A 10,923-nucleotide genomic window follows, 5' to 3' on the forward strand; every position below is an offset into this window, starting at 1 on the left:
CTCGGTTGCCAGTTCGCCGCGCGGCGCTGGGCCTCGGCCAGCTTGTCTTCGGTGGTGGGGTCGCTCATGACACCAGGTCCAGCTCGCCGCCTTCGCTGTCCACCGGGTCCGGCTCGATCGCGTCGAGCACGGCTTCGTGCGGCAGGCACAGCGCCGCCGCCGTGGCCGAGACCGCCGCGTCGCGGTCCGGGTGCAGCTGCAGCGCGCGATCGACGGCGGCCTGCACCTTCTGGCGTTCGATGATGGTCAAAGCGTTCTCCTTCCGTGGGCCGCGCGCTTCACGCAGGCGCGGACAGTCATTCGTTTGTCGGTGGTCAGCCAGGCCGGAACTGGCAGCCCGGCGCCGCGGTATGCGGCTTGGATCAGATCAGCGGTGGGCAGCCGCTTCGCTCGCTCGCCTGGCACGGCCCGCAGCTTCCGGAACAGCGTGTGGTCGAGCGCGATGTCGCAGGGGAACGGCCACTTCGGCGCCGAGCACTTGGCTAAGATCAGCAGCTCGTCGGCATAGGCCTCGAAGCGGATGAAGTGGAAGCGCCAGCCGTCGAGCCGGCCGCCGCGGATCACGCCGAAGGCCGGCAGCGGCTCGGTGCCCGCGCGCGTGATCCGGGCCATGCGTCACTCGATCGGCGCGTGCTGGTCGATGAACTGCTGGGCGGCCGTGCGACGGCGGCTGCGCGCCGGCGCGGCCGGCTCGGCAGCCGCACGCTCGGCAGGCGACGCGCCGGCCAGGTCGGCGCCGCCTTCTCCTGCTCCATCGCCGGTGTCGTCGCCGTCGGCGCCGCCCGTGCCGTCGCTGCCGTCGTCGCCGTTGCCGTGAAGACCCAGGAATGCACCGGTGGCATCGTCGGCGTGGCGCTCGGCCTCGGTGTCGACGTCCAGACGCTGCTGCCCGGCATCCTCGGCCCGCTGCGCGGCAAGGCCCGGGTGGCCCACTGTGCCGTCGATAACGTCGGCCGGCTTCTCCGGCGCCTTCAGCCGGATGCTGATCGTCTGGTGCAGCTTGCCGAACAGCTGGCCGGCCTCCTCGCTGTCGATGTCGTTGCTGCCGATGCGGAACAGCAGCTCGACGCTACCGCCTTCCATCGGCCGCACGCGGAACTTGTCGACGCGGCAGCCGCCCAGCGCGATCGGATCGTCTTCATCGATCCCGTGGTCGACCGTCAGCGTCCAGCCTTCGTACTTCGCCGACAGCTGCACCAGTTCCATGAGGTTGGTGCGCAGCTTCGGCGTCGCCTCTTCGACGCCGGGCAGCTGGGGCTGACCTTCGACGGCCATGTAGATGGAGTGCCGCAGGCCAGGGAAGGCGCGGTCCAGCAGCGTGTTCGGGCCGGTGATGGCCAGGCCCATGCTCAACGCCAGCACATCGTCCTCGCCGTGCTTCTCGGTGCGCGGCGTGACGCTCTTCAGCGTGGCCTCGATGGGTTCGTGGAACTCGAAGGTCATCAGGGTCTCCTGGGTGGGTCAGTCGTTCACGTGTCGCGCCGCGGTGCGCACGTCGGTGGCAAGTTGCTGGTCGGCGACCGAGGCGTACAGCCGGTCGTAGCTCCAGGTGGCGTCGCGGAACACGCGGCCATCGCAGAAGTCGGTCAGGCCCGCCAGCACGTCGTTGGCGATGTCCTTGTCCTCGGTGCAGCGGATCTCGAAGCGGTCCAGGGCATCGCGGACGCGGTACGCGCCTTCGCTCCAGTCGCCGCGCGTCTGTTCCATGGCCACGGCCAAGTCGAGGCGCTGGTCGCGGACGCGCAGAGCGTCCATCACGTCCGACCAGGTCGACTCGATGGGCAGACCGTAGCGCAGCAGGACTGCCGCCAGGACCATGTCGGCCTTCCGGCGCTCGACCTCGGCCGCCTTGCGCTGCTCTTCGGCCCGGCGGGCCTGCTCGTCTTCGCGCTTCGCCTGCTCTTCATAGGCGCGGTACTGGCGCAGCATCTGCTCGTAGCTGCTCGTCGCGAAGTCGAAGCCGTCGTCGGTCCTGCACTCGCGCTTCAAATCGGTGAGGTAGCCGGCGTCCAGCGTCACGGTGCGCGGCCGGGCTGAGCGCGACGACGTGTCGCGCAGGCTGTACCGCCTCGGCATGCCGATGGCCTCCATCAGCTGCACGACGCGATCATGGATGGCCGTGTTGATCTCGATCGCGGCCTTGTTGCGCTCGTGCACCGCGATGTCGCGCTGGCGGGCCGCCTCGAGCTCTTGCAGCGCCTTCGTCGCGACCTGCAGGGCTGTCGGCTTCCCGTACGAGAAGCTCGAGGCGTAGCTTTGTGGGCTGCCCATGCACTTGCGCACATGGCCGCAGGCCTCGACCGGCTGGATACGGTCAGCGTTGAGCATGGTGGTGTCGTTCACGCTGGCACCGCCGCAGCCGCCGCCTTGGCATCCCTCCGCGCGGCATGGATGCGCTCGAGGTTGCGCAGGTAGTAGACGGCGGCTTCGACCTCGTCGTCCGTCAGCAGCTCGGTGCCTGTGCGCCGGCGCACTGCCTCATGCAGGCCAATGCGGAAGATCACCCAGCCGTGCTTCGGGCCGTAGCCGTACTCGATCTCGACGGCCTGGCCGTGCCAGTGCGCGTAGTTTTTGGTGCCGACGAAGCGCACCTTCAGCAGGCTGCCCTTCGCCAGCACCAGCTGCACGGCCTGCTCGAGCACCAGCGCGCGGTCTTCGCCCGCATTGTTGTAGTCGCTGAAGACATCGAGCACCGACTCGGCCAGCTGCAGCTTGGCTTCGTCAAGGCCGGCCGTGGCCAGCAGGATGGCGGCGTTCACGGTCTCGAGCGATCGCCGGATGCCAGCCACCGTCTTGTCGTGCTGCACCTTCTCGTTGGCCAGCGCCGTCAGCAGCTCGGCCTTCTTGCGTTCGTGTTGCGCGAGGGACATGCGTCGTCTCCGTGTGGGTGGTGATCAGGCGGCCTGCGCGAGCTGCGCCCCTTCGGTGGCGGCCTTGCCGCCCTCGACCCAGATCGCCGCGGTGCTGGCCGGCAAGCTGGCCGGCACGCTCTTCAGCGTCCCGAATACCAGCGCGGTGTCGATCTCGTCCTGGGTGGCCAGCACATCCAGCCAGGCCAGCAGGTCGCTGCGGCCCTGCAGGTCCAGCACGTCGAAGCGATCCAGCACGATCAGCCGCAACCCGGACAGGTGCGAAACGGCCTCGGCCACCATGGCGTCCACGCGCCACTGCTCCGACTCGCTCAGCAGCCGGTACTGGCGGCCGTCGCCGCAGGTGATCTCCATGTCCGCGCCGATGCCGGCGCGTAGCCAGTCGGTGTCCAGCGCGCTCTGCTGCAGCCGGGCGTTGATCGGCTCCAGCGCTTCGAACAACAGGTCGGCCGGGATGCCGCTGGGCGACAGCGCGTCGCCGATCGCCGTCCACTGCAGCACGTCAAAGTGGTGCCCGGCGGCGGCCTTCGTCTTCTCCGCGGCAGCGTCAGCGTCCCGCTTGGCCACCTTGAGCGCATCCATGCGGCCCTGCTTCTCGGCGCGCTGCGCCTTCAGCTGGTCGATCTGCAGCCGCGCCGCGGCCAGCGCGTCGGCGGCGTGCGGCTCTGCCAGCTCCGCCTCGATGGTGCCGATCTCGGTGGCCGCTGCCTTGGAGGCGTCGATGTCGCGTCGGTCGTTGGCCACCGCGCTGGCGCAGGTGGCGCGAGCGGCCTGCAGCTCCTTCAGCCGGCTTGCTGCCGCCGGGTCGCCGCCCATGGCCGACAGCGGGCCGTGCTCGGCTTCGTACAGCGTCAGCGCGGCGGCCACGTCAGCCTCCGCGGACGTGCCTTCCACTTCGTCTCGGGCCGACTGAAGCGCGCGGGCCATGGTGTGCACCAGGCCGATCCGCGGGCCGCCGCCGGCAGCCGCGGCGGTCTTTTCGATCTCGGCGTCCAGGCGCTTCAGCTCGGCCTCGTCGACGCCCAGCTTCGTCTCTCGCCGCTTGAGCAGCTCGGCCACGCCGCGCAGCTGCGGCAGTCGGTCCAGAAGCTGCGTGCGCCGATCGCGCACCGCCTGCAGCTTCGCAATCTCGCCCACCCACTGCTCGATCGCCACGTCCAGGTGCTGCAGCTCGGTGACCACGGCCGCCGCGGCCTTGGCGTCGAATGCCGGCACCGGCGCCCGCCACTCCTCGGCCTTCACCTCGCCGTAGGCCTCGCCGGTGACCTGCCGCCAGGCGCCCTTCGCTTCGGTGGCCTTGGCTTTGGCGTCCTCGGCGGCCGCCTCGAAGCCTGCGCGCAGGATGGGCGCGATGCGCTCGACCTTTGCCGCGTTGCAGTCTCGCGAGATAAGCCGGGCCTTCACGCTGGCCGCGTCCATCTTCACCTTCATCAGCCCGAACAGGAACTTGCGGCGCTCGTCCGGCTTCATGCTGGCGAAGCGCTGGGCATCGAGCACGAAGGGCAGGGCGTCGGGCATCTGGTAGCCGGACAGCTTCGTCTTGCCGCTGGGCAGCACCACCGCGGCCAGGCCGGGCTCGTCGCCGGTGACCACGCCGATCTCGACGAAGCCGGTTTTGGCACCGTCGTGCACCAGGGCGGTCCAGTCCTTCTTGTACTGAACCCGCACGGCCTCGCCGGCCAGCGCCAGCCGCACGGCTTCCTTGATGCTGCTTTTGCCTGCAGCATTGGCGCCGCCGAACAGGGTGACGGTGGTGTCCAGCACCACGTTCACGTTGACCAGGCCGAGGAAGTTCTCGGCGGTGATGGTGTTGATCTTCACGGCTGGTGCCTTACTCGATCGTGGACTGGGTGCCGGCGGGCGGCGCCGTGCGGCGACGGCTGGCCGGTGCGGCGGCGGTGGTGCTCGCGCTGGAGCTGGCGCCGGCCTGGCCGGTGCTGGCTGCCTGCTGCTGCCCGGCCGCGTCGAGCAGTTCGGCGCGGCGGCGCTGGTACACATCGCTCAGCGACTGCGCGGTGTCGGCGTCGGCCACGCCGCGGATCTCGTCGGCCAGCAGGTCCAGCGCGTCGACGTCCTTGCACGCGGCCAGCTTGTCGGCAAAGGCCTCGGCGTCTAAGGCCGGCGCTTCCTGTTTCTGCTTCGCGTTTAAAGCGCCGGTGCCGGCCGGCGGCCGGGTCGTCTCGCCGGTCTCCCCGTCGGCGTCGTCGGCTGCCGTGCGCGGCTCGCCGACCTGCTCCACCACCTTCATCGGTGCGGCGGCGGGGTCGCGCCGCAGCTCTTCGGTGGTCACCGATCGCACGGTGCCGTCCGGCGCCACGTCGATGGTCGTCATGTCCTGGAGCTCTTCGGTCGAGCGACCCATGCCCATCACGACGTCCGGCGCGTGGATGCGCGCGAAGAACGCGCCGGCGCGGTACTGCAGCATCAGCGTGCGCATCGTGGTCTGCCACTTCGAGCCCGGCTTGCTGTACCAGCCTTCCTCGACGGCCATCTGCATGCTCACCGGCGCCGACTCGACACGCTCTTCGGTGGTGCGGCCGTTCTCGCGGATGTAGGCCCACGCGATGCACTCGATGTTCTCGATCTCGACCTCGCGGTCGATGAAGTCGAAGCCGCGCTTGGCATCGTTCCAGCCCTGCTTTTCGCGGTACTTGGCCTTCATGCGGCCCAGGTTGCGCATCTGGAAGCGCAGCGGCGTGAAGCGGCCGCTGGCGTTGATGGCCGCGATCTGGAACTGCGCCGACCAAGACAGCCGGCCCTCGATCACGTTGGCGTGCTGCATCACCGAGGTGATGCTCATGCCCACCGCGCGGGCCGTCTCGATCGCCACCAGGCAGTTGCCCAGCGCGGCCGGGTTGTCGACCCAGGTCGAGCCGTTGCGGCCCTTTTTCTCGACCTGCAGGCGGAACTGCGCCGGCACGGCGTCGGAGGTGGCGAAGGCCTTGGCGATGCGCTGGGCCAGCTCGAAGCCGCGCAGCGAGAACATGTCGATGACCTGGTCGGCCGCCTGGGCGACGGCGCCGCCTGTGCGCTGGATCTCGGCGAGGGATGTGTTCATGAATGGAGTGCCTTTCACTCGTGGTAGCTGCAGGTGTCCCAGCGCGCGCAGTACTTCGGCGAGCACAGCATCGACTGGGGGTTGGGCGCGAAGAGCCCGGTTCGGAACATCTCGGCGGCGTGGGAGATCAGCCCGCGGCTGGTCTCGGTGCCGACCATCACGCGCTTGGCGTCGAAGACCTCGGAGGCCGCGACCTGCGGCTTGCTGCTGGTCTGCAGCGCCAGGACCTGCGCGCCGGCGGTCTGCTCGCCGGTGTCGGCTTCGAACATCAGCTGGTAGGTGCCCAGCTGCGCGCTGCGACCTTTCGTCTTCGCCTGGCCATGCTCGATGACGCGCGAGCCGGTCTTGATGTCAGGGATCACCACGCCGGCGTCGGTCTCGGCGACGCGGGCCCGGTCCATCGTGCCGGTGAGCCGCACCACGATGCCGCCGCCGCAGTCAATGTCGAGCGGCTGCAGCTGCGCCTCCACGCTGCGGAAGGTGAAGCGCGGCGACAGATCGAAGCAGTAGGCGGTGTGCAGCTGCAGGCCGATGCGCTCGGCGTCGCACATGCTCAGGTCGTCCTGGCTGCGGTCCAGCTCGTAGCGCGGCGTGTGCAGCGTCTCGATGAACACGCCGGCGGCGTCATCGACCGAGAGCGGCGATGCGCCCGGCAGCCGGCCGTTTGTCGAAGGCGGCCGTGCTGGCGTGGATCGACGTGCCGAGGTGGGCGCGCATGCCGCTGGGCTTGCGCATGCCCAGCAGGTGCTCGCCCTCCCACTTGTAGGCGCAGTCGAACAGGCCGCCCCAGGAGCTGGCGCGCACGGTGAGGCTAGGAGCCGCCATCAGCGTGTGCCCTCCAGCGTGGTGCGCCACGCGGCGCGGATCGCATTGGCGGCTTGCCGAAGGAACGACGGCCGGCGGTAATGCGTTATGGGGTTGGCGTGCTCTTGCGGGAACGCCTCGGCCAGCGTGCGAGGGAGGCGCTCGAACTCGTAGCGCTCTGCGATGTGACGATCGACGTCGGCCTCGGTCAGCGCACCGATGCCGCACTCGCAGGGGCGGGCGCCGTGCTGGCAGTCGTCGTCGCAGCCGTTGGCCACGAACCCGCGGTGGAGGGGGATGACCTTCGCCATGTCAGTGCGCCCACCAGTGGCCAGGCTGCAGGGCCGAGCCGCCGATGCCGATGCCGAAGACCAGCAGGCCCAGCACCGCCTGGCCGCGGCGTTGCCACAGCCAATGCAGCGAGGCCAGCGCTGCGATCAGCACCGCGTGGAGCAGCAGCTGCGCCTTCACATCGACCACCACAGCCCCAAGAGGGCAAGGCCAACGGCGCCAAGGGCCTGGGCCGCGGTGATGACGAGGTCGCGCACGCGGCGGTGGAAGGCCATCCACTGCAGATCGTCGTGATGGGTCACAGCAGTGCTCCCGATGCGGCCGGCGCCGCGGTGCGTTGCAGGGCGCGCTCGACGTGCTGTTCGAGCAGGGCGTCGATGCCGACGAAGACGATGCCCACGAGGCCGGCCGTGGCCAGCAGGCCCAGCAGCACGCCGAGGGCGGTTTGCAGCACGGCCTTCATGCGGCACCGTCCTCTTGCCGTGGGTCGGCCAGCGATTCGCGCAACGCCTGGCCGTCTTCGCTCGCGGCCCAGCGCTGCTCGAGCTCAGCCCGGCAGGCGGCGAACACACGCGGGTCACGCGTCGTGCGCTGCAGGTGCACCACTTGCGCGACGGTCGCCGCGGCCAGCCGCTCGGGCATGCGCAGCGGCATGCTGGCAATCCAGTCGGTGCCCGTCACGTCGTCGTGGCCCTCACACTCGAAGTGCAGCCACTCGGCGAAGCTGTGCACCGCGGACTTGAAGCGCTGGTCCAGCAGCAGGTCGGTGCCCGTCAGCAGCGCCGGCACGCGGCGCGCGTCGACAGGGTGCGGGATGTGGGTGAAGGCCTCGGGCCGCAGCTCGGCGCTGCAGTCGGGGTCGTGGCGCTTGGCGGCCACAGCCTGGCGCAGGGCGGTCATGACTGCCCTCTGTAGCGCAGCGCACGGGAGGCTTTGCGCTCACCTTGACGCACCAGTGCTTCGGTCGGGTGCTCGTACTTCGCGTCGCGCAGGGCATCGGCGCCGCCGGCGCGGGCGACGAGACGTTCCCAGCTGGCAAAGCCTTCTCGCTGGGCCAGCTGGGCGAGGGCAGCCGCCTGCTTCAGGCCGCGTTCGACCTTCAGCGCCTTGGCTTCCAGCTTCAGTTCCAGCACGCGCGCCGGAGTGATGGCAGGCAGGTCACACAAGCGGGCAGTCACGCCGGCACCTGCTGAGCTTCGGTCGCCGCGGCAACCGGCTGGGCCTTGGTGACGTTGATCTCGACGACGAGCGAACGGCCGTATTTCAGTCGCACCAGGTCACTGCTGCCCCAGTCCTTTCGCTCGAGCTCACGGAAGCCCAGCTTGAGCAACTCGACGTGCAGCTGGTCTTCGGCCGAGAACAGGACGGACCGGATGCGCAGGGACTTGCCGCTGTCGAGCGTGTCGAACTCGCGCTTGGCCAGATCGACGCCGGCCGCGCGAAGGGGATCTAGGAAGGTGTGCAGCAGCGCCAGCTTGGCGCTCAGCTTCTTGATCGTGCCAAGTCGTGCGCGGTGCTCGTAGTCCGCCCGGGCGATCGTCACCTCTTCGAGCGTGCGCGGCTCTCGGCCCTTGAACTTGAGGTGGCTCTGCCACCGTGCGTCGACGAGGGGCGTCGCCGTCGCCTGTTGCTGTCCCATCTGCACCTCCGTGTGTATGGAGGGGCAGTATGCACAACGCATAACTTATGCGCAAGCGGTCTGCATAACTTCTGCACTTGCGCCCGGCGCCGGCAAAGAAAAAGCCGCCCCGTGGCGGCTTCAATCTAGGGGTCGAGGAATCTACAAGCCAAGCAAACGTCGCTTCTGAGTGTCGAACTCATCCTGCGTGAGGACCCCAGTCTCTCTGAGCGCCGCGAGCTTGGTGAGCTCGTCTGCCACCCCCACGTTCGTTGGCGGCACTCCGTCTCGACGTTCAGGCGCCGGCGGAGCGGCCGGCGCCGCAGCAGCGGCCGCGATGGCCCGTATGGACTCGATCTCGCGCTCGTGATCCAGCTTCCTGCGCTCCTCCTCCGCCCGCTCCAGCTTCAGGTCCTTGGTGACGAGCACCACGATGATGCCGATCAGTGGGGACGTGACAACGGCCAGGAGAAAGAAGCCCGGCCCGCTGCGGCCGCGGCCCTCCGCAATGAAGCCGACGCCCGCCGAGAGCAGCAGCCACACGAACAGCCATAGTCCAAAGTCCATCCGGTCTCCTCTTCTGGCGTCAACGCGAACGACGCCCGACCTTCACGTAGCTGGTCATGATCGCTCGCACCTCGAGGTGATCCGCGATCGAGTCGAGCGGCTCATATCCGTCCGCGAGCGCCACCGCCTGCCAATGGCCCGGCTTCTTGAACCGGTACTCACGGAAGAACACGTTGCCGTCGCGGTCCCCCACAAGCACCGCATCCCGTGCTCGGGCGTCTCCAACATCGGTGGAGAACCGAACTAGCGTGCCGGCGGGAAATTCCGGCGCCATGGAGTCGTCTGTGATCGTGATCTCGAACGTCGCAGGCAGGGGCCCGGCCATCAGCGCTTCCCAGGTGAGGTGTGGAACCTCAACTATCGGTGCTGGCTGGCTCACGCCATGAGCCTGAGGAAACGGCTGGTCACTATTCGCCGCTGAGGCCGTGACGTCTTGACGGTTGCCGCCGTCTTGGTCCAGCCACCCTGCAGGGCGGTCGTACCGCCTCTCAATCTTGGCAGCCAGATCGTCGCCGAGCCCGCGCGTGCCGCTTACCAGCGCGCTGACATGTGACTTGGGTGTTCCGATGGCCTGAGCCAGCGCAGACGCGCTCCCGGCTTCGGCAATGAGCTTGAGCAGGTTGTCGCGGCGCCGCAGGTGCCGTGTGCTGGAAATCTTCACGGCGCGAGGTTAGGCGCATTGCATACCAAGGCGTTACGCACTATGCTGCACGCCTGAGTTACGCAAAGCGCATAACAATGGACCTCCGCACATACACATCCGACCTGCCGCGAGGCGGTATGTCCGAGCTCGCATCCCGTCTGGGAATCAAGCCGATCTACCTGTCCCAGCTTGCCGCGCGCCAAGACGGACGCGAGCCCAGCGCAGCCTTGTGCGTTGATCTCGAACGTGAGACGGACAACAAGGTCCGGCGATGGGATCTGCGGCCGAAAGACTGGCACCGCATCTGGCCGGAGCTGATCGGCGCCGATGGCGCGCCCGCCATCCCCGAACCGGCCGCTGAGCAGGGTGCTTGACATGCACCCGCGCGCTTCCACCCCGGTGCAGCCCGCGCAGCCGGCCACGAAGCCCTGCACCACCTGCAGCCGCCCGATGGTGGCCGTGGCCTGGCTCGGCGGCCGCGAGCTGGCCCGGTACTGCGTGGCCTGCCAGGCCCGCACGCCGCCGGCGTCGCGCTGAAAGACCGCCGCCATGCAGGCCTTCGGCTTCTTCCTCTTCATCTGCACGGTGTACGTCGCACCGCTGATCGTGCTGTCTGCCATCCAGCGCCGGCGCAACCGCTGACCTCGAACTACATGTCCACCACCACCCTCGACGCCCAGATCCTGGCCGCCGTGCGCCACGCACCGGTGAACGCCAAGCAGCTGGCCAGCCACCTGGCCGCGCCCATTCAGCAGGTCGCCCGCGCGGCCGGTGCCCGTCCTTCCGATGTCCTCGCGCAGCACCTGCTGCGCCTCAACGACGCCGGCCGCATCCGCTACCTGCCGAAGGCCGAGGGCTGGGTGCAGGTCCGCGACCAGATCCAGGCCTGAGCCATCCGTTTGGCCGCCATGCGCTCCCCGTTCCGTCTCCTCCCTCACGGCGCATGGCCTTCCCTGGGCGTGCGCGCCCAGGTCTTTTTGAGTGCACCTCACCACGAAGCCCGTGATTCGGGGGCCTCCGCGTTGCGCGGTGGAGTGGCTGGGGTGCACCCAAAAGGTGATGTGTTGAAGGC

Annotated in this window: 21 protein-coding genes; 3 read left to right on the forward strand and 18 right to left on the reverse strand. The window is 69.0% G+C overall.

The genetic code is table 11. The features are described 5' to 3' along the window. Positions 1 to 64 precede the first annotated feature (64 nt). From VO99_RS05480 to VO99_RS30100, 18 genes are all read right to left on the reverse strand, one after another. Positions 65 to 250: a hypothetical protein gene (locus VO99_RS05480; RefSeq protein ID WP_046111785.1), complete on the reverse strand. Its 186-nt coding sequence runs from the start codon at positions 248 to 250 to the stop codon at positions 65 to 67. Then, positions 247 to 612 (reverse strand): hypothetical protein, encoded by a 366-nt coding sequence (locus VO99_RS30755; RefSeq protein ID WP_046111786.1) that lies wholly within the window; start codon positions 610 to 612, stop codon positions 247 to 249. Before VO99_RS30755 ends, VO99_RS05480 begins: the two co-directional genes overlap by 4 nt. 3 nt (positions 613 to 615) lie before the next feature. Next, on the reverse strand, positions 616 to 1,443 hold the full coding sequence (locus tag VO99_RS05490) for a hypothetical protein (protein ID WP_046111787.1): 828 nt from the start codon (positions 1,441 to 1,443) through the stop codon (positions 616 to 618). A gap of 18 nt (positions 1,444 to 1,461) precedes the next feature. After that, entirely contained in the window at positions 1,462 to 2,343 is an 882-nt protein-coding gene (locus VO99_RS05495; RefSeq protein WP_046111788.1) for a hypothetical protein, read from the reverse strand. Continuing rightward, the gene (locus VO99_RS05500) at positions 2,340 to 2,870 is read right to left on the reverse strand and encodes a hypothetical protein (protein ID WP_046111789.1); all 531 of its coding nucleotides are present in this window, start codon (positions 2,868 to 2,870) and stop codon (positions 2,340 to 2,342) included. Before VO99_RS05500 ends, VO99_RS05495 begins: the two co-directional genes overlap by 4 nt. 24 nt (positions 2,871 to 2,894) lie before the next feature. Continuing rightward, positions 2,895 to 4,691 carry an AAA family ATPase gene (locus VO99_RS05505; RefSeq protein WP_046111790.1) on the reverse strand — a complete coding sequence of 599 codons (1,797 nt, stop codon included), beginning with the start codon at positions 4,689 to 4,691 and terminating at the stop codon, positions 2,895 to 2,897. Positions 4,692 to 4,701: 10 nt separating this feature from the next. Continuing rightward, positions 4,702 to 5,928, reverse strand: coding sequence for a hypothetical protein (locus VO99_RS05510; protein WP_046111791.1), 1,227 nt, complete (start codon positions 5,926 to 5,928; stop codon positions 4,702 to 4,704). A gap of 14 nt (positions 5,929 to 5,942) precedes the next feature. Beyond that, on the reverse strand, positions 5,943 to 6,542 hold the full coding sequence (locus VO99_RS05515) for a PD-(D/E)XK nuclease family protein (RefSeq protein WP_232315269.1): 600 nt from the start codon (positions 6,540 to 6,542) through the stop codon (positions 5,943 to 5,945). Between the two features lie 10 nt (positions 6,543 to 6,552). After that, entirely contained in the window at positions 6,553 to 6,753 is a 201-nt protein-coding gene (locus VO99_RS31175) for a hypothetical protein (RefSeq protein WP_232315270.1), read from the reverse strand. After that, the gene (locus VO99_RS05520) at positions 6,753 to 7,043 is read right to left on the reverse strand and encodes a hypothetical protein (RefSeq protein WP_046111792.1); all 291 of its coding nucleotides are present in this window, start codon (positions 7,041 to 7,043) and stop codon (positions 6,753 to 6,755) included. Before VO99_RS05520 ends, VO99_RS31175 begins: the two co-directional genes overlap by 1 nt. A 1-nt stretch (position 7,044) precedes the next feature. Next, positions 7,045 to 7,212 (reverse strand): hypothetical protein, encoded by a 168-nt coding sequence (locus tag VO99_RS30090; protein WP_157039439.1) that lies wholly within the window; start codon positions 7,210 to 7,212, stop codon positions 7,045 to 7,047. Further along, complete coding sequence (locus VO99_RS31720) at positions 7,200 to 7,325, reverse strand: hypothetical protein (RefSeq protein WP_259374788.1); 126 nt, start codon at positions 7,323 to 7,325, stop codon at positions 7,200 to 7,202. The genes VO99_RS30090 and VO99_RS31720 overlap by 13 nt, the downstream gene beginning before the upstream one ends. Then, positions 7,322 to 7,486 (reverse strand): hypothetical protein, encoded by a 165-nt coding sequence (locus VO99_RS30095; RefSeq protein ID WP_157039440.1) that lies wholly within the window; start codon positions 7,484 to 7,486, stop codon positions 7,322 to 7,324. The genes VO99_RS31720 and VO99_RS30095 overlap by 4 nt, the downstream gene beginning before the upstream one ends. Beyond that, entirely contained in the window at positions 7,483 to 7,923 is a 441-nt protein-coding gene (locus VO99_RS05525; protein ID WP_046111793.1) for a hypothetical protein, read from the reverse strand. Before VO99_RS05525 ends, VO99_RS30095 begins: the two co-directional genes overlap by 4 nt. Beyond that, positions 7,920 to 8,201: a hypothetical protein gene (locus VO99_RS05530; protein ID WP_157039441.1), complete on the reverse strand. Its 282-nt coding sequence runs from the start codon at positions 8,199 to 8,201 to the stop codon at positions 7,920 to 7,922. The genes VO99_RS05525 and VO99_RS05530 overlap by 4 nt, the downstream gene beginning before the upstream one ends. After that, entirely contained in the window at positions 8,198 to 8,662 is a 465-nt protein-coding gene (locus VO99_RS05535; RefSeq protein WP_157039442.1) for a hypothetical protein, read from the reverse strand. The genes VO99_RS05530 and VO99_RS05535 overlap by 4 nt, the downstream gene beginning before the upstream one ends. A 141-nt stretch (positions 8,663 to 8,803) precedes the next feature. Next, on the reverse strand, positions 8,804 to 9,208 hold the full coding sequence (locus tag VO99_RS05540; protein ID WP_046111796.1) for an SHOCT domain-containing protein: 405 nt from the start codon (positions 9,206 to 9,208) through the stop codon (positions 8,804 to 8,806). A gap of 19 nt (positions 9,209 to 9,227) precedes the next feature. After that, a complete protein-coding gene (locus VO99_RS30100) occupies positions 9,228 to 9,869 on the reverse strand; it encodes a hypothetical protein (RefSeq protein WP_157039443.1) in 642 nt (213 codons plus the stop codon). 119 nt (positions 9,870 to 9,988) lie between these two features. Between VO99_RS30100 and VO99_RS05550 the strand changes: the two genes are divergently transcribed. From VO99_RS05550 to VO99_RS05555, 3 genes are all read left to right on the forward strand, one after another. Continuing rightward, positions 9,989 to 10,225 carry a transcriptional regulator gene (locus VO99_RS05550; RefSeq protein WP_052736101.1) on the forward strand — a complete coding sequence of 79 codons (237 nt, stop codon included), beginning with the start codon at positions 9,989 to 9,991 and terminating at the stop codon, positions 10,223 to 10,225. Between the two features lies 1 nt (position 10,226). Then, on the forward strand, positions 10,227 to 10,388 hold the full coding sequence (locus tag VO99_RS30105; RefSeq protein WP_157039444.1) for a hypothetical protein: 162 nt from the start codon (positions 10,227 to 10,229) through the stop codon (positions 10,386 to 10,388). 116 nt (positions 10,389 to 10,504) lie between these two features. Next, on the forward strand, positions 10,505 to 10,741 hold the full coding sequence (locus VO99_RS05555) for a hypothetical protein (RefSeq protein ID WP_046111799.1): 237 nt from the start codon (positions 10,505 to 10,507) through the stop codon (positions 10,739 to 10,741). Positions 10,742 to 10,923: the final 182 nt, after the last annotated feature.

Origin of the sequence: Aquincola tertiaricarbonis, assembly GCF_000969605.1 — a bacterium.
In the GTDB taxonomy this organism is placed as follows: Bacteria; Pseudomonadota; Gammaproteobacteria; order Burkholderiales; family Burkholderiaceae_C; genus Aquincola; species Aquincola tertiaricarbonis.